The sequence below is a fragment of the Bacteroides ndongoniae genome, assembly GCF_900108345.1.
Taxonomy (GTDB): Bacteria; Bacteroidota; Bacteroidia; order Bacteroidales; family Bacteroidaceae; genus Bacteroides; species Bacteroides ndongoniae.
In genome coordinates, this window is sequence record NZ_FNVV01000014.1 from 2,310,189 (window position 1) to 2,334,547 (window position 24,359).

Sequence of the window (24,359 nt, forward strand, 5' to 3'; positions counted from 1 at the left end):
CAGTACCCATTACCATGGCTCAGGAACAGAACTATCAGGTCAACTACTCCATCAACGTGGATGCCTCTCAGGGCACCAAGCAGGTTATCGCCTTCGGTGAGGCGGTAGGCAAGCTGGTACAGGCGAAAGCGTCCCTGACTCCGGCCGTCACGAACATCAAGAATATGATGGACGAGATAGACCGCGTGTTCCGCACCAAGAACGGCAAGAAACGTAATTTCGATTACCGCCTGACCATCGATACGAAAAAAAGCGAAGAGAAGCTGGAACGTATCAAGGGGTTACTCACGGATATTTCCACGCTTTCCAAAGGCATCAGCCTGACCATCAATGCCGGTCAGGCTTTGGACAGCAAGAAAATCAAGGCCAACGCCAAAAGCCTTTACGAGAAAAAGGCTGCCGAGATGCGCAAAGCGGAGATCGAAAAGAATGCCGCCTCGTCCGTTGGCACGATGGCAGACGCGCAGAAACGCATTACCAAAGCCATCGGGAAAATCAACTCCGCCCTGGTTTCCATGGAACGTGACCGGGAACTGCAAATCAAGACCGGGACGGCGGAAAACAGGTTGCAGCAGATACTTTCCCTATTGGGTCGTATCAAAAGTGCTTCTGTCATTTCTTTCAACATGCAGGGAGGCATACCATCCGAAGGACTCACACCTTCCGTTCCGGTGCCATATGCTCCGCAGGCCTTCGTAATGCCCGAAAAGGCCCGGCAAAAACTGATGGAACGGCTTTATGCAGGACAGCAGCTGCATCGCCAGAAACTGGTCCACGCGGAGGAGCTCTTTACCGCAGACCAGCGCCGTAAGGCGGCTCTGGCAGAAACCGCCGCGGCGGAAAAGCGGCGTGCCGATGAAGCGCGGGCTAAAGAACGGGAGTGCAAGAATGCCGCCCGTGCTGCGGAGAAAATACGCCGGCAGGCAGAACAGGCACGCCGTAAGGCAGAAACGGAACGTATAAAGGCCGAGCAGGCTGCAAGACGGCAGGAACAGCGCAATGCGATGCAGTCCGTCAGGCTCATGCAGCGGGAACATACTGCAGCCGGTACGCTCTACCGCAGTAAACGCCGTGCCGCCATCAACCGTATCCAGTATTCGAAAGCGCCGTCACTCAGGAACCTCCCGTTCGCTTCGATGCTCAATGCCTATATGGGTTACAGCCTGATCCGTTCGGAACTGACGAAGGCCATCGACTATTCCAACATCATGGAATCGGCACATTCCATCCTCCGTGTGGCGGACAGCGACCTCAAGACATTCGAGACCCGTTTTGACAGTATGGCCCGTCATGTCCGTAAAATCGGCATCGACACGAAATACACAGCCGTGGAGATTGCCGGTGCCGTCAAATACCTGTCGATGGCGGGCATGAATATCGAGACAATCAACAAGTCCATCCGCCCGATCACGAACCTGGCACTTATCGGTGACAACGACGTGTCGTATATCGCCGACCTGGCCACGAACATCATGGCCGGTTATGATATCCATAACGACAGCATGGACAGCGTGGCGGACATTATCTCCTCCACCATTTCCCGCTCGAATGTGAATATCGTGGAGATGGCGGAGTCATACAAGATGGCTGCCGGTTACCTGCGTATGGCGGGCGTGGACTTCACGGAAAGCAGTGCCGCCATCGGTCTTTTGGGCAATATGGGTCTGAAGGGAACGCTGGCGGGAACCTCGTTGCGTGCTCTTTCCACACGTTTTGCCAAACCTACCAAGGAGGCACAGGAAGTTCTGGACCGCCTGGGCATCCGGTTCACGGAAATGCGCGACATCGAGGGGGTGCAGGTCGAGAAACTCCGTCCTATAGCGGACATTTTCGAGGAATTGAACAAGAAGGGCGCGTCGATGGCGGATGTCCAGGCAATCTTCGGGAAAATTGGCGGTAACGCGGCGATGATGTTCCTGAAGAACTACGACAAACTACGAGAACTGACTTCATATAACCGGGGGTCCCAGGGCGTTTCCTCAGAACTGGCATTGGTAAAGCAGAATACGACCAAGGGATTGTGGGCGCAGGTGACCTCCCAGCTGACCGAAGGGTTCATGCAGGCATACGAGGTGTTGGAACCCTCTATCCGCACTGTGCTCCGCACTTTTCTGGCAAAGTTCAAGGCTCCGGAATTTACCCGTGGCCTGGTGTCCATCGGGAATGCCTTGTTGGACATCTTCACCGTGATCGGCAATATCGGCGCATGGGTGACCCGCAATTTCCATTGGATAGAACCGCTTGTCTTTACAGGCGTTGTCGCGACCCGGCTGTTCAAGGTGGCGGGAGCCCTGACGAATATCGGCATCGCCATGGGGTTTATCGGCAAACAGTCTGCGGCCACGACATCAATCAGTGCCGTGCAGGGGCTGCTGGGGGCGGGTGGTATCGGTAAGGTTTCGTTTGCCCAGAAGCGGGCCATCGTGTCGGCCATGCAGTCCGCAGGCGTGGCGGGACGGGGAGCGATGAACCGCGCCTTGATGGCCGGGGGCGGTGTCATCGGAGCCAAAGGAGTCCTGCAGTCGCTGTTTGCCACACAGGTGGCTACCGGCAGCGGACTGACCGGTGCTGCCGCCTCGTTGAGTGCCATCAGTACAGGCGCGGTTGCCGCCACGGCAGGTATAGCCGCATTGGTCGGGACTTTGGGATGGGTGGCTTACAAGACCTGGAAGATAAAGGAGGCGAAGGATGCCGTACTGGAAGAGATCGAATCGAACCGCAAGTACCGTTATCCGTCCATAGAGGCACTTTACTCCTCCCTGAGCGAGACCTATAACATGGCTGTCAAGACAAAGCGTGCCGTGGACGAGGTCGTTGCCGGCAAAAGTATCGAAGAGGCTTCGGGACATAAAATCGGAGCCTTCACATCCAACTGGTGGGCCGGGTTCTTGGGGGAATTTGCCATCGCTTCATCTGAGGGGATGGTATCGCGAGACCATGTGTATAACATGGACAAAGCCCGTCAGGATGACATAAGGGATGCGCTTGTCACCCTTGCCAAACGCGACAGCCAGACACGTATCGATGCCGCGTACGCCGAGTTCGGGAAGATGGGTACGGTATTGGAAGTGGACGCTTTCCTCAAGACGGTAAAGGAGCGTTTCGGGCAACAGGAGAAGGATCTCGACAAGTCTTTGTGGCGTATGCAGGATGGCAAGGCCGTCTATGTGAATGATATCGGGGACAGGTCGGAAGCGGTTGCCGCCCGCACATACGACTATGCCCGGTACATGAACACGCAGACCGTTCCGGAGATTGTGCGTGCCGCCACCGCTTATCGGAATGCCATATCGAGTGCCGCCAATGCGCATGAGCTGATGCGTAAGGGAGGGTTCGACTTTGACCAGTTCAGGGCCTGGGGATTCGAGCAGGACGAAAACGGGCTATGGAAACAGCGGGCACTGGGGCAGAACGCCACCGATGCGCAGCGTATAGACAACATCGCGCATCGCAAGCTGGCACATACGACACTCGTGAAGTTCTTTTCATCGCTCCGGCAGACTTTCGGAGGTTCGGCGGAGGCAGCCGAGAACATCCTCCGCGTGGCGGGCTTCACTCCCGACCAGTACGGCAACGAACCGGATTCCAACGATACACGTCCGTTTGCTGCCAACCCGATTACCAACACGCATCTGGATGACGGAGGGGCCGGCGGCAACTATTCCGGCACGGGGCGGTTGTCCTCGGCGGCACCTAAACAGGTCATCGTGAACATAGAGAGCCTGCTCAGTGTCAGGACCATCGACCTGATGAAGTCGAAGGAGGGGCAGACGGAAGAGATACAGAACCTGAAAGAACAACTGGCACAGGCGCTCATCGATGTCGTGCATGACTTCGATGCCTCCTGGAACGCATAAAATGAAAGGATTATGGGAAGACTGATACAAATCGCGGCCTCGACTTTGTTGAGCGGAGGCATACTCAACCACGGTTCGCTTGGCGGATACATCAGCAACGCCACGCGTCTGGCGTTGGGCATGGGGCTTGCCGAATTGCAGGACGGGCAGGTACATTACTTCTCCAGGCACCATGACCTGCTCAAACGGGCAGCCATACAGGTTGCCTCGCAGACGGCTTACGGGTTGCTACGTTCCTATCCCCGATACCTCAAATACTGGGAACAGCAGGTGCGGGACAAATATCTTCAGACACAGTCGCAGTCCAGCCTTGCGAACAAGACCGGACAGTACTACCAGCTCATCAGGGAACAGCAGGCGGTGGCGCAGAAGAAAAACCATATCGATTCCATCGTCGGCCGGACAGTGGCGGATTTTCTGGAACTGTCCATATCAGAGGAGGGGAAGTATTATGACAACAGCGAGTGCAAGGTTTTGCCGAACAGCCGGTATGGACTGGTGACATTCGTGGACCTGGGACCGCAGGTACAGGTCAGCAGCCGGAACAATATCCTGCTGACCCGGGTACAGGGGCGGGACTATACCCGCAAGGAATATATATCCGGGGGTGACCTCGAGATTACCATCAACGGCAAGATCACCTCCAAATACCCGGACGTGTATCCCGAGGCGGAAGTGTCCAAGTTTATCAGGCTGGTACAATACAAGGGTGTCATCGATTGCGACAACACGGTATTGCGCCAGTTCAACATTTCACGGTTGATTATACAGGGCTATACCTTACAGCCTACGGATTGCCGGAACGTGCAGCCGTATTCGCTGAACTGTGTCGCCGTGGAGCCATCGGAAGCCGTGGAACTGAAACTGGCGGAACAGGAAAAGGTGGACACGGCCATCAAGCACACGAACAAGTGGATCAAGTATGTTAAATTCGGTACGGAGGTCATCGACCCCGCCTCGTTGCTTAAACTGACACGTTTATGGGTATAGCTGCAATGGATATCCTCTGCTGTCGCATCACCATCGGGGATGCCGACCCATCCAATCCGATGAGGATACAGAACGGCGTGGAGATTACGGAAGTCCAGTCGCTCGAAATCAACGAGAGTTACAAGAAGCTGATCGGAACGGCCAAAGTGATATTCCCGAAAGGGTCGGTATGCCGCTCCACGATTATCGGGAACGTGACATTGGAGGGCAAGGACGTGTCGAGGATAACGACGGAGGTGATGCAGGACGGTGTCATCATCGAGAAACGCAGCGCGCAGCGTCTGGTTGACGAGACGACATTCAAGGTCGGACAGCGCATCAATATCAAGCTGGGCTACAACGGCGTGCTGAAAAATATGTTCGACGGATACATTACCGGATACAATTCGGACAGCACGCTGGAAATCCAGTGTGAGAATATGGCCTACAAACTCAAACTGAAACAGGCACCTCATTTCGAGACCCCGGCGAAAGGGACGACGGTGAACGAGGTGCTGGAAGGCAAGTATAATATCCTGAAAGATACCGGCTTCAGGATACACTCGGATACGAAGCGGTTTGAGATACATATCGGCAAGGTAAAGGTCACGGACAACTTCACGGTAGCGGATATCCTTTCCGAATGGTCGAAGTACAAGGTCTACTGTTTTTTAAAATACGATGCCGATGATGACGGGGCCATACCGTCCATTGCCGTCGGGCGTCCTTATTCGTCCAGCAAGGCTCAGCCGGTATTCCCGGAGGATGAATCGACAGGACCGTACAGGATATACTTCAACGAGCATGTGGCGCAGAGCAACCTGAAAGTGGTCAAGACCGATCCGAAGTTTTTGGCGGTGACGGGCAAGGCACTCGGGACGGATGAAAAATTCTTTGAGGTGACAGTACGCATGAATCCTGAATACGACCCGGCGACGCCGGGCAGCAAGGAGTTTCAGACGGTCAATGCCACGCAGATTTCAAAAAAGACGCACAAAGTAACGGGCAACACGACGGCATCAGGAGCGAAGACCAGGACCAAGGTGGATTTATCCACATATACCATCGTACCATATATGTCACCTCATGTCGGAATCAATTCCGACCGGCTTGTAGAAGAGACGACGGAATACTTTCGGAATTACAATCTGAACGGAATCACCGGCAATGTGACAGTATTCGGGGATTTCGGACTGTCTCCTGCCGTACAGGTGGAACTGATCGACTACCGTAATCCTTCCAAGAACGGCGTATACCTCGTGGAAGAGGTAACGACTACTTTCGGGGTGGGTGGATACAGGCAACAACTGAGTATTCCGTATAAAATTAGGAAATAAGATTTACCGTTATTCAACAGGAGGAATTTCTATCAATGGTTCTTCGTTTATTACCTTGATAATATTCGGAAGTTCGCTATTGTATTTATCGTCAGTAGAGCAATCAAAACCTTTTCTTCCACTAATGAAATCCGGTGTCGAAGTTTCAAAAGACCCTTTGCGTACAACCGGTATAAATTTAGTGGTTCCCTGATTGTTATATATTTCATGTGATATTATACCCCCTTCATAAGCGGCACCTCCTTTACCGGATTCAGCTTTCTCTTTATACTTTGGAGTCAGAATGCACAGAACTTTAGTTGCCTTACGGATGCTTTCAAGCATAAATTTAGGCAAGTCAGTTCCATGAGGTTGATACTGGTCTATTTGAGCATCAATCCCTCGTCTTCGCAAATCTTTGGCGAAAGTTTGAATCCAATTCATAAAGACATTGTCTTCTACCTCCCACGCATACGAAATCAACACAAACGGCTTGTTTTTATTCACAATTGGTTCTTCCGCCACTTTATTGAGAATTTCAGGCAGAGGCGTATTATCGATTGTAGGAATGTCTACATCTGCCCAAGGATTCAAAGCTTCTTGTATCGCATCTTTTGGAGTATTCATTAGCAGCAGCCTGTTTATTTTGATAGACAAATCTTTGAGGAATTTTTGTACATCATTCTCATCAAGAGCTAAAAATAAAGTCCTATACCATTTAATTCTTGATGTAAATTCTTCCTTTTCCCGCAATTCTGCCATATATTCCCCATATGTATGAGGTAACGACAATGTTGTTAAATATGGCCTGATTGTATTATAAAACAATGGTCCATCTACATACAGCGGCGCATAATCATTTTCTTTGTTCGATCCGATAATATTCCAAAGCTGTTCATATATATCTGATCTACTGGTCTCTTTTTCATAAATTGTCCGCTCAAGGGAAATTTTAGGAATAACACACTCTCCCCCATTTATAACATCGGCACCATTCTCCGTAAGAGCTATAAAATCTCTATCTTTTAAGTAGAGATAGCCATTATCAATGAGGGTATTTACCAGGAAATACAATATACCCAATTGATTACGAGTAAATTGCTTTTCAGCTGCAAATCTAAAATTTCTGAGCATGTTACCTTGCCCGGCTTTAAAGCATCTTGATTTTTGAAAGAAATCAAATATATATGTAATATAGGATTCTAAAATTTCTTGTTTCATAAGTAATATCATTGTCTTTGCAAAAGTACAAAATAATTGGCAACCAATAAACTATGCTCCTCCTATTCTTTCAAAAAACTCATGTCTTCAGACAAATCCAACCAGTTGCTTATCCGTGAGGCTATCCGCAAGATAGCCTTGGGACGGAGTATGGAGCGTATCAATCTGGCTCCCGGAGGCATGTCCGGTATCGGTACGGCCCGCATGATACACGGCTATGTCGCCAAGATACACGACAACCCCTCGGACGAGGAGTTTTCCGACTACGGCGGTACCATTGATGTCGGCGAGTACCCGGACGAGACGGCCTCCGCCGAACCTGTTATCCATAAAGGCGTGTTGCTCTCGGCCGCCACCAACAGCGAAGGCGGCTTCCTGATCGTCCCCGCACTTTTTTCCGACGTGACCATCTTCATGGATGCCGCCACCCGTTATGCCTATGTGGTTAACTTCTCCCATGTGGATATCCTGCGGCTCAATGCCCGCACGGAAACCGTCATCGGCGTGACCGAAATGGAGGAACTGGATCCGGAAAACGACTCTTCCCCGGACTACGACGAACTGGAAACCACCGGTAACGAGACCTCCACCCACTATACGCCGACGGCCGTCACAACAACCGTTAGGAATGACAAGGACAAGGAAGCGACAACCGTTATCGATGCGGAAAGCATCACGCATACGGTGGACAAGTCTGAAGTCAGACAGACAGCAGATAAAGTGGTACAAAAGGTCAATTCCACGACCGTTGCCGTTGCCGACAACAAGGTGACGCTCGGTGACGAGAATGCCACCGAGCCGCTGGTTCTGGGTAATGAGCTTGCCCGGCTGATGCTCGACTTCCTGACGGAATGTTCGAAAATCATGACTCCCACACTGATGGGCACGATGTCGCCGATCAATATGCCGAACTTCATCTCGCTGACATCACGTATCCAGAAATTTCTTTCCAAGACCAGCTATACCAAATGAGCGTACAACTGCATCCCGATATAGAAACCCTCGACAAGGAGAGCCTGTGCTATTCCATCTATGCACAGCTGTACCATAACTTTTTCAATGCCCAGCAGAAAAAGGACGACGAGCATCCTTACGGCATCGAGGAAGGCGACGAGACCAGCCTGAGACTGAAGAATACCGCTTACGGTTTTGCATCCGCCATTGCCGGAGCCGTTACGGGAGAAGGCGGTTCCGGAAGCGGTGGCTTGCTGTTGGATTACCTGAAGAAATCGGGCGGTGACATGACCGGCAAGCTCAGTGCCAATTACGGTTTCGAAGCCGGCATTGGAAACACCCGTATCCTGGAAACCTATTCGCAGGACATTACCGATCCGGAAGGTGTGGTAACTGCCATCGAGTACGGTATCAGGATTACCGGCAACCTGAAAGTCGGGGGCGACAGCCTGCATATCGGCGGCAGGCAGTTGCTCCGTTACGACGCGGACAAGGCCACCGCTACAATCAACGCTTCCCATATAGACTTTCTGGATGCGACGGTACATTCCAAAGGGGCATGGATTATCGGGGACGAGGATACAGGAATATCCATCTCCCCGACACGGCTGGCCGTGGGCGGGCAGGATGTCTATCATCGTGGCAACGCCAATACGGACACGGTGGATTGGACGATGCGGGACGGCATGGTGAGACGGAATCTGACGGTGCGAGGGAGTACGGTCATGGATGGCGGACTGAAAGCCTTGCAAGGCGTGGAACTGGGCGACAAAGGGAAATGTCTGCTTTCGTTTTCGGAAGAGGATGTCGCGCTCGGCGGGTTCCTCTCGTTCCTGGACGGATTCGGCATCCGGATCGGAGATGTTCCCGTACTGCTCTGTACCGACAAGGACAAGATACAGTTCGGGAGTATCGGCGGTGACCTTCTTTTAGGCGGCGACCATACCCCGAAGATACGCCTGTTCTCCGGCATATCGGACGTGGACGGCGAGTGTCTGATGCTTTCCCCTTACGGAAAGGCTTGTTTTCCGGGCTCGCTGACTGTCCGCCACAACTACGGCGCCGACCTGCTCTCCTCATACCGGGTAGACACTTCCGATGAAGGTATCGTTATCCACAAGCGCTTGCGGATGGGCACAGCAGAGGGATTTATGTTCACAGGCGACAGGGAGCGCGTATCGCTTTCTTCCGAGGTAATCTACGAGGAAGAGGACGTAAGGACGGCTATCCCTCACAGCACGGATTTTTCACACCGTCCGTCCGTGAGCTGTTATGCCCCGCAGAACCGTCACAGCGAATCGTTCCATATCCGCACCGATGCCGATTTCGTTACGGTCGCTGTTCCGTTGGAAGCAGCCGGGCATATCGGAATCCATGCGTCGCCCACCCGGATTACTGACAGAATCCTATACTTGACAGAGGCGTTACGCCTGCAAGCGGTGGAGGACGGTATCCGGCATTACGGAAACAGCGTCTTTACCGGGTCGCTCTCTTCGGAGTTCTTTTCCCCGGGCCTTTCCGGAAGCGGATGGGCTGTCCGCCGGAACCGGACGACAGGAGGCGTCTCCGCCACATTCGACGAGGTGGTGGCCCGCCGTAAGTTCCGCGCCTATGAGTTCGAGGTCGAAAAGACTTCGGTAACCAACGGTTCCTTCTGGATCAGCGACAGCTGTTCGGGAGACACCGTGGAAAAACTGTCATAATCCATGTCCGTATTCCGTTATCCGACATACAAGATCCGTATTGCCCCCGACTCGCAGAAGACACAGGGACTGCAAGCCGGGGATATCATCCGCAGGCAATATGCCGAACGGGAGCGTACCGTCTATTCGCTGATGTGCGTGACAGAAACCGGAACGGAGCTTGTCGGAGACAAGGACGCCCCTTATTTCATCGGGGCATTGCTGGACGGGGACGAACCGCAGGGCGGTGAACTGCTGGACTTCGTGCGGATTACCAACCTGTTCGATACGGCACGTAGCGGCGCCTTGTACCTGACGGCTTCTGACAGCGATTCACCCTATATGGATGTCATCGACGGCATGGCGACCGAACGCTCCCTGTGCTATCCCGTCATGGACGGAGGCATGGCGGGAGTGCCGGACAAGTCCAGGTACGCCGTTTATGGCAGCATGCTGCAAACGGAATATCTGGATGCCGATTCGGAAGCGACACGCATTGTCCGCATTATCCGCAACGCGGAACCGGCAGGAAACGCTTCCTTCGGGCTGATGCTGACATTGGAAGAACCGGTCGGATACCCGGAGCGCCTGCTGGTATCGTTCAAGGTCAGGTCTTCCAAAACATCAGGTTCCGTACCGATCCGATTCGGCTATACGAACCGTGAAAAGACGGATGCGGAAGATGAAATCTCCATCGGCCGGGAATGGAAGTACAAGTTATGGGTCATCACCGTGGATTACCCGGCACAGTACAGCCGGAGCCTGTTTCTTGACCTGACATCAAGCCTGGCCTCCGAGGGGGACTGGTGCGAGGTCGCCGACCTGAACATTGTTCGTCTTGCCTCCGTATCCGCTTTCAGCGAGGCGAGCAAGGCCCGTGTGGGAAAGGTCAGCGGCATCATCGATCCGGTCTTCGGCATGTTGGATGGTTACGGGGCCTATTTCCAGAATCTCTATGCCACACGCAATGTCAATATAGCCGGCACGCTTACCGCGGGAGACGAGAACGGTTTTTCAAGCACGTTTTATGTGGGCAAAATCCACAAGAATGTCATACCCGACAGCCTGTCCTGCCGGTTCAGCCATTCGGAAGAGCTGGATGAAACATCTCCCGCCGGACTCGGGCGGTGTGTACGGATAGCCGGAGACAGTCTTCTTGGTGCGCAAAGTGCCGCCTGGCGGGAGGCTCATACAGGAGTCTGTTATTGTTTCTCAGTCTGGATAAAAGCGGAAGATACGGCAGCCATCCGGTTCTATCAGGATGAACATCTTGTCGGTGATCGGACGGTGGCTGCCGGTAAAGGATGGGTCCGTTATAATGTCCCGTTCCTCATACGCGGGTCAGATTCCCCCGTCATGTGTCTCGGCATTGCCGCTTCCGTCCCCCTGTCGTTGTCCGCCCCTCAATTGGAGGCCGGAAGGAACGTGACCCCCTATCAGGCGACCGATGAAGCCTTGTCCTACACGGACGATTACGGTGCCTGGTTCAATAAGGGAGGTATCGGGGGTACCATACAGAATCCCCTGTTGCGGCTGAACGAAGACGGCTCGATCGTTTCACGGGACGGTTCTTTCGTCATCCATCCGGACGGGACGGGCCATTTCGCCTCGGGACGGTTCAAGTGGGGCAAGGATACCATCGAACTGCGCGATGTGACCATCCGCTGGGAAGACCTCGATGAGGAGGCGCAGGAACTGCTCAAGCCCCGTTCCGTCTCCCTGACAGGCGGCACGGCGTTCCATTTCAAGGACGAGCTTTCAGGCGCATGCGAGCCGGAGAATATCCCGCTTGTGGCGACCGAATACAATTTCGAGCCGGAAAGTCGGCAGTGGGAATACCTTGCCGTTGACGGCATATGGAAAGATGCCGGATGCAATGCCGCCGTATTTGAAATGACACCCCCGTTTCATGGCTGGGAAGGGCGCGACGTGCTGACCCTCCGCTACACGGCAACATACCGTAATGAAAAAATCAGTGCGACCCATACCTTTTTCAAACTTTACGACGGATCTCCCTCCTATACTGTTTATGTGGAGTCTGAAAACGGCACGACATTCCGCAACGGAATCGTCTCGACGGTACTCCGTGCCAGGGTGTACAGGGGCGGTGAAGAGATTACATCGCTCATTCCCGACGGCAATTTCCGCTGGATACGGACGAGCCGCGATACGGAGAGTGACAGGATATGGAACGCCGCACCGCGTTACGGCAGGGAGATAGAGATAACCGGCGGGGACGTGTGGCGCAAGGCCGTTTTCGATTGCGAAGTGGAAATAACAAATAACCGATAATCTATTATGGCAGTAAAAGTAGCCCGCGGGCAGGTCACCATCATCGACCAGAACGACGCGGTATCGTTGCAGGCATTCATCGGCTCCTCGCAGCCCCTGACACAGGTGTACAACAGAGACAACAATGCCTATGCCCCTTCGTGGGCGGCTTCTCCCTATCTGGTACTTACCCCTTCGCTCTTCGTCAGCGGTCAGGCGGCGACCGACCAGATCACCTCGGTAGGCAATGCCGCGACGCTTACGGCAGGCGTGAAGAGCGGCTCGGCCAAGTGGTACAAGAACGGTACGGCGATCGTCTCCGGACAGGACAGCTGCACCATCGGCGCGGCATCGGCCAAGTATGCCCTTACCGTCAAAGCCAACCACATGACCGTTTCCGCTCCGCAAGTGCGTTATACTTTCGAGGCGGTTTACATCGACGCCAACGGGCTGGAGATTCCGTTCCGGGCGGAGATTCAGTTCACGCAGCACCTGAACGCCGGAGCGATGATCGCCGCCGTGGCGTATGCACCCGACGGCATCGTATTCAAGAACGACGAGGTGGCGACGCTCAGGGCGCATTGCGACCTGTGGCGCGGAGCCTCTATCGACACGACGAACGTCACCTACGCGTGGGGCATCAAGGATTCGGCGGTATTCGCGGGCACGACACTGACAGCTGCCGCGGCAGCCGGAGCCACGACCATAACGGTCGCTTCGGTAATGAACATGGAGGCGGGAGGCAGGATAACCATAGGATCGGCACAGTACACCATTTCGGCAGTCAACGCCTCCACGAAGGTCGTGACGCTGACCTCCGCACTGAGTGCCGCAGCCGCATCGGGAGCCGCCGTTTCGTGTCCCTACTACAACTCCATGCTGGGTGCCGGCTGGGCATGCCTTACCTCGACCAATCCTCGGGGCGTGACGGCAGGCTGGACGACAAACGAAATCACGATTACGGCAGATGCCGTTCTCAACTTCGAGACCTTCAAGTGCGCCATCAAGGATACGGACACCTCGGCGGGCAACGCCTCGGCGAACAAGGTCGTCTGCGACATCATCTCCTTCACGGATATGTCCGACCCCATCACGGTTGATCTGGTCAGCCAGAAGGGGTTCACCATCAAGAACAACGGCAATGACGTGGATGCCAAAGCCGTGTTATACAGGGGCGGTGAGGAAATCGACACGGGCGGGACAGCTTATACCTATACATGGAAACTGTGGAACTCTGCCGGGACTTCCGTCGTGAAGACCTACACGGGAAAATCCATCACGGTCTCGAAAGCCGATGTGACGGGGAAAGGCGTGCTGATGTGCGAGGTATCGAAATAAACGACATGTCTTACAACGAATACGAGGGTGCCAAATACTTTTTGGGACACCCTCATTGCGTCTGACGTGTTTCCCGACAGGAAAGTCAGTCTCTTGGCATGGATTTCACGATCCCGCTCACGGGGTCGAATTGTACGGCGGCATTGTTGAACAGCCGCTCGATATGCCCGCTGCGGATCATTTCGGAGGTCGGCAGACAGTGAAGGACGGGCGTATCGATAAGGGCTATTCTGTCACTCAGCGAGAGGGCTATATCCAGTTCGTGAGTGGAGAACAGAATGCATTTGCCCTCAGCATGCGCTAACCGTGCGAGCAGGGAACACAATTCGTAACGGTTGGGCATGTCAAGAAACGAGGTCGGCTCGTCCAACAGGATGACGGGCGTTTCCTGAGCCAGAGCACGGGCTATCATAATGCGCTGGCATTCACCGTCCGACATCTTATCCATCGTGCGGCCGGCATACGCCTCCATTCCGACCGAAGAGAGCGACCGCATGACGATTTCCCTATCTTGAGGCTGCATGCGGCCGATCCAGTTGGTGTAAGGGGCGCGGCCGATAGCCATGACATCCTCGCACCGCAGGTTGGCGATGCGTGTGCGCTCGGTCGTGACAAATGCCAGTTGCCTTGCCTTCTCCGGAGTTCTCATGTTTGCGATACAATGTCCGTCGAGCAGGATTTTACCGCAATAATTATGATTCAGTCCGGCTATGGCACGGAGAAGTGTAGATTTCCCCGTGCCGTTCCTGCCAATAAGGGCAGTCAGCTGTCCTCTTTTGAAAGAGGCATCGACCTTATCGAGAAGCCTCTTCTCTGCGTAGCCTATGGAAAAATCGCACAGTTCTATCATACCGTCATCGATTTATTGCGTAAAACCACCCATACGACTATCGGGATTCCCAGCAGTGCGGTAATGGCATTTACGGGCAAAGTGAACATTTTGGAAACGATATCGCAAAGAAGCAATACCGCCGCCCCCGAGAGAAGGGTTCCCGGCAGGAGCACGCGGTGGTCGGCCTCGCGGAAGAGCATCCGCGCGACGTGAGGCATGGCAAGACCGATGAAGCCGATCGGGCCGCAGAAAGCCGTTACCGTGCCGGCCAGCAGCGTCGTCGAGAGAAACAGCAGACCGCGCGAACGGCGGATATTCAGTCCCATCGTTACGGCATATTCCTCGCCGAAGAGCAGGAGGTTGAGCGGTTTGATCGTCCATACGGCCAGCAGCAACCCGACGATGACCGACGGAAGGAGGATGGCGAGCTGCGGCACCGTCACGTCGCCGAGCGACCCCATCGTCCAGATGACGAACGCCTTTAACGCCTCCTCTTTGCTCAGATATTGCAATATCTGCACGACAGCGCTCACGCCTGACGAGAACATCATACCCAAAATCAATATCACCATAATGTCCTTTATGCGGTGTCCGACGGCAGCGATTACGAGCAGCACGACGGCCGCACCCAGCCAAGCCGCTCCGGCGATGCCTATCGACGAGCCGACGCCTGCCAGCACCACGAGCGCCACGCCGAGGCTTGCACCCGAGCTGATGCCCAGCACGTAGGGGCCGGCCAGCGGATTGCGGAACAATGTCTGCATCTGCAAGCCGCTGACCGATAGCGCCGCCCCGGCCAGCAGAGCCACAACCGCCTTTATCAGCCGTATGTTCAGTACGATTTTCGCCGTAGTCCGCGGGCAGTCGCCGCCCGTCAGGGCCGCCCATACGTCGCCGACGGGAATGCGAACCGCGCCCACAGCCAAATCCAACAGGAAGAGGCCGACCGTAAGCACGGACAACGCGGTGAACAGGATGACGGGGCGTGAACGCATCTATTTCAGTTGTTTGTAGTATACGAAATCTTCTTCGACCAACTCGGGGTGGAATATCTTCACGAGGTCGCGCAGAAGAAGGTCGGGATTCACGACGGCCGATTCGTAGTAGTCGTTGCCTCCGGCGGCATTGGTGCGGGCGTTGTTGTTATAGACATAGCCGTTTCGGACGCAGCGGGTATCGGCGAACTTCGGGCAGGCGGCTTTCAGTTCGTCGAGTGTGTTCGCCATGCCGACGTTCAGCCACATATCGGCCTCCGAAGCGAGCAGGTATGCCTCCTCCAAGTCGATAGGCGTCGAAGAGTTGCCCGTGTTCTTCTTGTAGATGTAGTCGCCTCCGGCGTCGGTAATCAGCCGCACGGCATAGTTTTCCGTCGAGGGCATGAACCACGAATCGCCGTAGGGCGTATTGAGCATGACCGACGGGGCATCGAGAACGGCACCGGACACTTTCTGTTTCAGCGCATTGTATCGGATCGGAATATCCGCGAATACCTTTTCGCCCTTCGCGCGTTTCCCGACGACCTCCGAAAGCGCCACCAGCCATTCGGCTTTGCCCAGCGGAGATTCTTCGAGATAATCGCCGACATACATGAACGGGATGCCGAGCTCCTTGAGTTTGCTCTCCATCGCACTGGCCCCGTTCACGCCGAAAAGCAGCACAAGGTCAGGGTCGAGCGACAACAGAAGTTCATAATTGATATTTCCCTCGTAACCCACGTCGCCGATGCTGTCGCGGCGTGCCTGAATGTCGGGATTGGAGATATAGTCGAGTCCCGAAACGCCGACCACACGTGCCGTCTCGCCGATGGCGTCGAGCATGGCGATATGGGTCGAGGACATCGCCACGATGCGCTGCGCATCCCCTTCGAGGACCTGCCCGTCGAAACCCTCGGGAACGGGTTCCCCGTTACGGGAGATGAACAACCGGGTGGTGACGCTATCCGCGCCCTGCCACGGATTCATGACGGAAACCAGCACGCTCTGTCTGCCGTCTGCTCTTTCAATCTTGAATCCCGAGGCATATTCGGGAGCGTAAAGCTGTTTGTTGAAATCGGCAAGTTGGGAACTCTTGCCACGACAGCCTGCAAATGCCAGCGCAAGCAGCACCATCAGGCTCAAATTCTTTAATACTTTCATATCATTACCTTATTTACGTTTACATTATTTTCTGCTTTTCCCGAATTTCGGGGTGATGCCGATGAAGAACTCGAAGTTGATGCCGGGCATAGGACGCGACAGCACCGAGAGATAGTCCTCGTTGAACAGGTTATTGACGGCAAGTTTCAACTGTACATCCAGCGGTTTGAACGACAGCATTTTCTCCAGTGAGATATTGCTCATGAAATACCGGGGCAGGTGGCCTGTCAGCGTGTAATCGTTGCTCGACATGGTGAAACGTTCCGAGTAGTAAGCCCACTTGTAGAGGAACGCCCACGTCCGCCATGACAGCCGTCCTGTCAGCGAGGCGGAGTGCTCCGGCACGTAAGGCAGTTGTTTTCCCACCGACTGGTCGGCGGGCGACATCTTTTCGCCCTCGTTGATGGAGGGGGTCCACGAATAGGAACCGTTCAGGTCTATCAGCCAGTCCTTTGCCGGCTGCACGGCAAGGTTGGCCTTCACTTCGACACCGTAGGCATGGACTTTCTTCACGTTGCGCGGCGAGAAGAACCCCTTGGTCGTCGGCAGCCAGATGATCCAGTCGTCGATGTAGGAGTCGAACCAGCTTGCGCTGCCGCCCAGTTTATATACCCCCTTTTTGCCGACATCGAAACTCACTCCGGCGTCATAGCTGAAGCCGTGTTCGTTTTTAAGGTCGGGGTTGCCGCCCGGCAGAAAGTAGAGGTCGTTCAAAGTCGGAAAACGATAGTTGCGCGATACGGAGGCTTTCACCATCACGTTCCCTTTGCGCGAAATCAGTCCGTCGATGAAGAATGCCGGGATGAGCGGAGCCCATTTGTCGCCCGACATCTCCTCGCGCAAGACCAGCGACAAGCCCAACGGCTCGACAGGCTGCCATTTGGCCGATACAGAACCGGAGAGCTCGACACGCCCCTTGTCATATCCGACGACGGCTTTGTTGCCATCCTGAAGGATGATGTTCTTGTCTTCGCTGCGCACGAGATGCTGGTACACGGATACGTTCGAGGTGAAGAACCATTTCCTGCCGGGCGAGTATTCCGCTTCCGCCTGTCCGTAGAACGTGTTTATCTTGCTCCGCGAACGGGTCATGGAGGCCCAGTTGTCCGGCGCCACCTCACGACGGTAGTCGTAGGCCATCCACGTATGGATATAACCGCCTTTCACGCCGACTTTCCATTTCTCTTTGATATGGTCCCATGACAGGACACCACGAAACGTCTGCTCCCGCTGGCGGTTCTCGAAGGCGGTCTCATCGCCGTAATCGGTCGTGAGCATCGGCAGTTCCCGGTTGGAGTTGATATACCATGCGTTCAACCCGAAACGGTCGCCTTTCAGGGTGTTGTAATATACCTCCTGCAACAGGTGCAGGTCCTTGAACGAACCCGATCGGTTGCGTTCCTTGGGATGATACTGTCCGATGATGTTCTTCTCCTCGTCGTAGATATTTATCTTCTTGTCGTGGTTGGTGTACTTGTAATCGTTGGGCGACGACGAATAGACCGCGCGGGTCGAGACCTGCCATCGGTCGCTGCCGTAGGTGAAGCGGGCGAACTCGTCGAACGTGCGGAACGACCCGATGCCCTGCACGTATTGGGCATGGAAGCCCTCGCCGACCTGCGGCGTAGTACCGAGTTTGACAAGTCCGCCGAGTCCGCCGCCCGTTTCATTCACCGACGACGTGCCATGAAGCAGCGAGGCCTGATCTATGAAGTAGGACGGTATGGTGGAAAAGTCGGTCATACCCAGCATGGGATTGTTGATGCGCATGCCGTTCCACGTCACCTGCGTGTGGCTGGGCGACGTGCCGCGGAAAGCAACGGTGGAGAGCGTGGCGCGTCCGTAACTCTTGACGAACACGGACGAATTGAACGTCAGAATGTCGGCCATCGATAAGGCAATGTTCTCTTTCAGTGCGAGCGAGTCGAACTTCGTCTTCTGCACGCCGATTTCTTTCATCGGGCGTTTGCCCCACACCGTGACCTCGTCTATCTGGTGGATGCGTCGTGTGATTCCCTGCGCGGACAATACGGACGGACAGACGAGCAGTAGCGAGAAAAGTATGTATTTCGTATAAATCATTTGATTCCGTTTTTAGGGTGGGTATTCGCGGAAAAATGTACCGTGGAGGATGCCGGCACGGACGTTTGATGCGGGTCGAACCCATTCTCTTCAAGCAGTTGTCCGTATTCTTCCTCGAACGAGATCTCCTGATGGATTGTATGCTGCTCCTCGATGTGCCGTCTGAGCCGGTGAAGGTCGCTGAACGACACGCTGAACGAGTCGAATCCGGCAGCCCAACCGGAGAAGTCGGCATATTCCGGGGTTTTCTGGTATACCGTTCCCGTGGCGCCTTTCACCTTGTTCACGATCTTGCTGAAATCCCCGGAATTCGGAATCTCGACAAGTACATGCACGTGGTTGAGAAAGGCATTGGCGGCATGTACGCGGCAACCTTTCCCTGTAAAAATCCGTGTCATCCGCTCGAGCATCAATCCTTTTCCCGTTGTCGGAATCGTCATCTTGCGTCCTTTGGTAACGAAGATGAGATGGTATAGGTGTCGTATCCTGCCCATCACTTCCAACAAAATGCGCCGGGGATTATCCCGACATAGAATTCATCGATCAGTTCACCTTCGGACGAGTAGCGGTAGACAATGCCCTGCTGCTGGTAGTCGATGGCATCGGCCACGTAGACATCGCCACGCACGGGGTCGACGGTCAGGCCGTAATAAATCGTACCGCTGTATTCGAGGAACGGGCGCACGGGAACACGTTCCGCATCCACGTCCATCGACCATATGTCCTTGTTGATCCAGTAGAGCTTGTCGCCCGTACCGTTGAGCTGCACCTCCGAAGGCCAGTCGCCCATCTTGAACTTGAACTGCTTCTCTACGGTGAACGTCTCGGCATCGATGCGGTAGAGAGACGGGGCTTCGTAGCCGTAGGGCGAACCCTCGTACCCACCGTCGGTGATCGTCCACATCTTGTGGTTCTTGTCCATTACCAGCGAGGTGGGCTGGATGCCGACTTTCAGTTCTTCTACCACCTGATCCGTTTCGGTATCGATCTTGATGATGCGGTTTTGGTACGACCAGCAGTTGCAATAGACATATTTGCCATACTGCACCATCTGCTCCGTGGAGCCGCTTTCCATCGTCATGTCCGGCACCTGGATGTAACCGGTGATTTCATATTTCTTGGGGTTGATGATGAAGATGCGGTTGTCCCACAATTGGGTGACATAGGCTTTCTCGTCGCTGAGGAAATGGATATAGCGCGGCGAAGTCAGGTTCGTGATACGGCCCACCTCTTTGAACGTATTGAGGTCGATGGCGAAAATCACGTGGGAATTGTTCACCACGACCCAGCCCTTATTGTCGTGGATGCACATCGATTGCGCCACGTCGCCCAGCTTCATGCCGTTGGCACGGAAGAACACTTCATTCTGCACCTGTTGGGTTTCGGGGTCGTAGTACGACAACGTGGCATTGCCGTACTGGAAGTTGCCCTCGTTGGTGATGAACAACCCGGCTCCGGTAGCGTTGAAATCTTCCACCGCATCTCCGTAGTCCCACTCCATGCAGCCCGCCAGCAACAGCGGCAACCCGCATAGAAGAATGATATGTCGTATCAGATGTTTCATTGGCTTGTTATAAACGGGAAAGAGTACCGGTCTTTCGGCCAGTACCCTGTTCCCTTGTAAAATAATGGGTGTTACTGCTGGGTATAGCGACCGGCTTGCATATCCTCGTAGGTGGGGTTATAACCGCAATTGGTTACAAGCCAGTCTTCTTTCTTGATTTGCTCTTCTTCTACAAAAGATTTGAAGAACGTATAATCAACAAACCGTGTCAACCGGATAAATCGAACTCCTGAGAGTTTTGTTAAAGTTGGCATATTGAAAGTCGTAAGCGATGCTGCATTTGCAGCACAAAGTGTTCCATCAATGGCCTGCAATTTGGGGCATGAAATAGTTTTTACGGCACGAACAGTCATACCAACACCCCCGACATGTTCCAATGACGGAAATGTAAAATCTTTATTTGATGCCATAAAATCTAAAGAACCATATAAAATATTATTAATCACCCCTTCTTTGATATATTGAGGATTGCTTGAACAACCGACTGACTTTAAATTCGTAAAATCATAATCATAGTTAGAAACAGCGTTCAGATTACCGATAATACATAACTGACCTCCGACAATTTCCAATTTCGGGAACGAGATATTGTTTGCCATTGTAGTTTCGATGCTTAAATATCCATCTACACTTACCAAGTTAGGGGCTGAAACGCCTTTTTTTGAACCTCTTATAATTTCCATATTCCCGTAAACTCGTTCAAATTGGAATACAGGATCTGTTGTCATATTGCTAGAATACTTAAAATTCTTAATACTCTTAAAATTCAATTCTGGATCTATTCCAACACTTGAACCGGTAATACCGCTCGGAGCTAGAAACATGCTAACTTGCGACATATCCTCTTTTGTGATAATTTTTGAGAATATAGTCCCGTCTGTAATAGAAATTAAAGGTTCGTTATCCTCAAAAGGTACAAAATTTACTTTGCTCAAATCTAAAATTCGATCAGAACACTCCAATAAACGCAGCAAGGTCAGTCCTCCGAGTTGTTCTAATTTACTCCAATCCGGTAATTTTTTCAAGACTTGGAATTTAGATATTGTCAATGTGCCTTTAACAATCGACAAGTTAGACAGTCCATCTATTTCTTGTAATTTATTATTTCCCGTAGATGTAAAAGCATCGGACGCAATATAACTGGAAACGAGATTAAGGTCGCCGTTTACTACCGATAATTCCGGCAATGAAAGGGTCTCCAACGGAATCGGTATAGAAGCAAAATCCACACTTCCAACTTCTTGTAATTTCGGAAATTCCAAAGAAATCATTTTGCCTAAATTATTAACCCCTAAGCGACCGTTTACTTTTGTCAATTCAGGAATTCTCAAAGATGTGATTTCTCCTCCTGGTTCTCCGTCACTTGTCAGACACTGGAGATCAAAATCCTTTACGACAGTGGTTAATTTAGGGAATTCAAAACTTTGTAGAGATGAAGTCCTGAATATTATATTTCCATCAATCGTTTCAAGGTTGTCGAATTGCACATATGCTACTTGATTGTTGCAGACAACGATGTCGCCAGTAATATGCTGCAAAGATCTCATACTGACCATCTGCAATTTACTGTTGGTCGCAAAGGCAGTTTCAGTTCCTATTTGCAAACCTCCAATTGAAGTGATATTATCAAGTCCCGTAAGATCTTGTCCAACATAACTTTTCCGAATGATGATGTTTCCTTCGACTTCCTTCAATATTTTTAATGCGGCGATATCCGACAATTCTTCTGCATCCTCAGCATCCGACCCGATAATCAAATCACCTTTGATAACCGTTACGTCCGTATCAATGAAAGCCGTAACATCCGCTGTTGTCTTCAATTCCACATCCCCTTCATAGCGAATCTCGTCTTTAATGACTTTATATGTATAATCATTCGCTTCTCCATTGTAAGAGGTTACACGAAACGTTCGTTCCGTATCCCAGTCAGTAATGCTTGCCGGATCGGGAATAATTGTTGCCGAGGATGTGTATTTGAATTCGACTTGAGCATTATTTAACGAAACAGTATATGGAACTGTTATGGTAATTATATTGTCAATTATTTCCGCTGTATAGGATTGACTTGCCACAGTCATCACGACTGATGTGATAAAATTGTCATCGGCATCAGCAGGACTTTCTGGAGTCTGATTATCTTCTGAACATGATAAAAAAAGAAATGGGGCAATGAATAGTAAAAGCCAAAACTGTCTCATATTATTGATTATTAGTTATTGATAAGTCTTCAAATGAAAATACTTCTGTGGATATCTCTCCAAGCCAACCACTTTTCGATAATACTCCACACTGAACTTTGATAAAGTCTATATATTGCAATTTTACTGGAGTCCCGTCATGATATATTGCATTGGCTATTTTGAATCCGTTGCGCTGACCGCTACCATCAATGACATTTCCTCCTACCAGATTATCTGAACCCATATTATCCACATACCCCCACTCATAAGCGTTATTCGCCCAATATCCTGTAACGGGATCTTGATTGTTGCGAGGAGTCAGACGCGTCCCATATAATGTATAGCTATCTTCTTTAATCCAATTGGGATAATAATATTCTTGGCCATGGTATGCATTCATATCGACAGAACCTGAATTACCTTCACTATCTACCCACGGAGTATGTGCTCTGGGTGCAGGTCTATAGTAAGTTACTTCGTAGTCTTGTATTGTACCATCGATGCCGGTTTCAGATCCTTTTAATTCATACCATTCATCGTCTGGCTGGCCATTGCCATTTATATCTTGCATTACCCAAACAATGCCCGGCTCATTTGAGCCACCGCTCGAACTGTTAAAAGCATTTCCTTGTATTGCAAAATCGTATTCTCGGCCACTCGGAGCAATACTATGGTCAAAACCGATGATGATATAACCACCGAAAGATCCCAGTGAAACATGCGCTTTTTTGTTCAATCGTTTCGTTGCATACTCTATGGCTTGTTGGGGCGTCGTTTCATTTCCTATAAATCCGGTATTTTGGGATAACTCATTAATAAACTGTCCGGGAGCAGGAATGAATTCATAAACCTTATCCCAAATACCTGAACTTGTCGCTGTCGCTTGCCGATAGCGTTCTTGTTCCGTTTTTTCTTCACAAATAACCTTAACTGTCGTTGTAATTGAAGTATTACTACGTGTTATGTTACGTGAAAGTGGCTGTGTGTTGGGCATTTTTTCTGTAACAGTAACAGCAACGAAATATTCTCCAGGAGTCGTCGGCGTGAATTTAAAAACCCTGTCGGTAGCGGCTTCCATAATTTTTCCATTGACCTGCCATTGATACTGTGGATAATCGAAATATTCCAGCAAAGGCCGCAAATATACAGGACGCCCTGCAAAAGTATAACGATCCGTAGAAGTTTGTGTATAGGATGGTGTCGGAAACCGTACGGAATAAGGCATTGTTTCCACAACTTCTACGTCGAAATCACGGATTGTTTCTCCGTCTATATTGGATGCCCGGATTGTTATCGAATATGTACCGAGTTCTTTTTCGTGAAACGTATATGCTTTTTCTGTTCCGACGATTTCTCCATCGCGTACCCATTCAATTCTAAAATTTTCAAGATCGTCATGTTGAATATCTGGAGATAAAATATAATCCGTGTTTTGAGGCACTTTTAATCCTTTAGAGGGGATTATGATTGAAATTGTAGGTGGAGTTAACTCCAATACTTCTACTTTTAACTCTTCTTCCGCATAACCCTCTGGTGTATCAACTCGCAATTTGATATATAGATGTTGTTCCTGATTCCATGTATACTTCAATATTGATTCAGATGAAAGAAGTTTTCCATCTACTGTCCATGCATAAAGTGCATTATTCGCATATTTATATGTCGGGGCAATTGTCAGTTCACGCCCAACTTTGATAGTGTAAATGCCAGTCTCACTATCGAGTTCAATTATAGGAGCTTGTTTTATTTCTTCAGTAATTACATCGTTCTTATTACAGCTTGTAATAAAAAACAAAAGTACAAGAATACTAAATATGAAAGCCTTCATAATCCTAAATTCCGCAGCATTTTAGTTTAACTTATTTTATAAGTACCTGAGCAACAAAAAGTTGCTCAGGATTTTGCCATGTCAGATTTTTCACCTATCTTAGTGTTGCAAATCAAAATATGTATCAAAC

16 protein-coding genes are annotated in these 24,359 nt (G+C 51.7%); 7 read left to right on the top strand and 9 right to left on the bottom strand.

The window, feature by feature from the left end; translation table 11 throughout:
- Positions 1-14: 14 nt before the first annotated feature.
- The 3 genes from BQ5591_RS20435 to BQ5591_RS20445 are packed head-to-tail and all read left to right on the top strand — an operon-like array spanning position 15 to position 6,163.
- Complete coding sequence (locus tag BQ5591_RS20435) at positions 15-3,857, top strand: phage tail tape measure protein (protein ID WP_004293596.1); 3,843 nt, start codon at positions 15-17, stop codon at positions 3,855-3,857.
- Between the two features lie 12 nt (positions 3,858-3,869).
- Positions 3,870-4,847, top strand: coding sequence for a DUF6046 domain-containing protein (locus BQ5591_RS20440; protein WP_004293595.1), 978 nt, complete (start codon positions 3,870-3,872; stop codon positions 4,845-4,847).
- On the top strand, positions 4,838-6,163 hold the full coding sequence (locus BQ5591_RS20445) for a hypothetical protein (protein ID WP_004293594.1): 1,326 nt from the start codon (positions 4,838-4,840) through the stop codon (positions 6,161-6,163). Before BQ5591_RS20440 ends, BQ5591_RS20445 begins: the two co-directional genes overlap by 10 nt.
- A 9-nt stretch (positions 6,164-6,172) precedes the next feature.
- On the opposite strand, the gene BQ5591_RS20450 is transcribed toward BQ5591_RS20445, so the two are convergent.
- The gene (locus BQ5591_RS20450) at positions 6,173-7,363 is read right to left on the bottom strand and encodes a toll/interleukin-1 receptor domain-containing protein (protein ID WP_224200102.1); all 1,191 of its coding nucleotides are present in this window, start codon (positions 7,361-7,363) and stop codon (positions 6,173-6,175) included.
- A gap of 81 nt (positions 7,364-7,444) precedes the next feature.
- On the opposite strand from BQ5591_RS20450, the gene BQ5591_RS20455 reads away from it, so the two are divergent.
- Genes BQ5591_RS20455 through BQ5591_RS20470 form a run of 4 tightly spaced genes read left to right on the top strand, consistent with a single transcriptional unit; the run spans position 7,445 to position 13,608 of the window.
- The gene (locus BQ5591_RS20455; RefSeq protein WP_004293592.1) at positions 7,445-8,335 is read left to right on the top strand and encodes a hypothetical protein; all 891 of its coding nucleotides are present in this window, start codon (positions 7,445-7,447) and stop codon (positions 8,333-8,335) included.
- Entirely contained in the window at positions 8,332-10,020 is a 1,689-nt protein-coding gene (locus BQ5591_RS20460; protein WP_004293591.1) for a hypothetical protein, read from the top strand. Before BQ5591_RS20455 ends, BQ5591_RS20460 begins: the two co-directional genes overlap by 4 nt.
- 3 nt (positions 10,021-10,023) lie before the next feature.
- Positions 10,024-12,291, top strand: a complete 2,268-nt coding sequence (locus BQ5591_RS20465) for a hypothetical protein (RefSeq protein WP_004293590.1) — start codon at positions 10,024-10,026, stop codon at positions 12,289-12,291.
- Between the two features lie 6 nt (positions 12,292-12,297).
- A complete protein-coding gene (locus tag BQ5591_RS20470; protein ID WP_004293589.1) occupies positions 12,298-13,608 on the top strand; it encodes a hypothetical protein in 1,311 nt (436 codons plus the stop codon).
- A gap of 85 nt (positions 13,609-13,693) precedes the next feature.
- Here BQ5591_RS20470 and BQ5591_RS20475 read toward each other — a convergent pair whose 3' ends face one another.
- From BQ5591_RS20475 to BQ5591_RS20510, 8 genes are all read right to left on the bottom strand, one after another.
- A complete protein-coding gene (locus tag BQ5591_RS20475; protein WP_071150671.1) occupies positions 13,694-14,458 on the bottom strand; it encodes an ABC transporter ATP-binding protein in 765 nt (254 codons plus the stop codon).
- Positions 14,455-15,435, bottom strand: coding sequence for a FecCD family ABC transporter permease (locus BQ5591_RS20480; RefSeq protein WP_004293587.1), 981 nt, complete (start codon positions 15,433-15,435; stop codon positions 14,455-14,457). Before BQ5591_RS20480 ends, BQ5591_RS20475 begins: the two co-directional genes overlap by 4 nt.
- Positions 15,436-16,575: an ABC transporter substrate-binding protein gene (locus BQ5591_RS20485; RefSeq protein ID WP_004293586.1), complete on the bottom strand. Its 1,140-nt coding sequence runs from the start codon at positions 16,573-16,575 to the stop codon at positions 15,436-15,438.
- Positions 16,576-16,599: 24 nt separating this feature from the next.
- Positions 16,600-18,657, bottom strand: coding sequence for a TonB-dependent receptor (locus tag BQ5591_RS20490; protein ID WP_004293585.1), 2,058 nt, complete (start codon positions 18,655-18,657; stop codon positions 16,600-16,602).
- Positions 18,654-19,151, bottom strand: coding sequence for a transposase (locus BQ5591_RS20495; protein WP_004303978.1), 498 nt, complete (start codon positions 19,149-19,151; stop codon positions 18,654-18,656). The genes BQ5591_RS20490 and BQ5591_RS20495 overlap by 4 nt, the downstream gene beginning before the upstream one ends.
- Positions 19,151-20,221, bottom strand: a complete 1,071-nt coding sequence (locus BQ5591_RS20500; RefSeq protein ID WP_004293583.1) for a glutaminyl-peptide cyclotransferase — start codon at positions 20,219-20,221, stop codon at positions 19,151-19,153. Before BQ5591_RS20500 ends, BQ5591_RS20495 begins: the two co-directional genes overlap by 1 nt.
- Before the next feature lie 71 nt (positions 20,222-20,292).
- The gene (locus tag BQ5591_RS20505; protein WP_004303979.1) at positions 20,293-22,419 is read right to left on the bottom strand and encodes a receptor L domain-containing protein; all 2,127 of its coding nucleotides are present in this window, start codon (positions 22,417-22,419) and stop codon (positions 20,293-20,295) included.
- A 1-nt stretch (position 22,420) separates the two neighbouring features.
- Entirely contained in the window at positions 22,421-24,229 is a 1,809-nt protein-coding gene (locus BQ5591_RS20510; protein WP_004293581.1) for a PKD-like domain-containing protein, read from the bottom strand.
- Positions 24,230-24,359 lie beyond the last annotated feature (130 nt).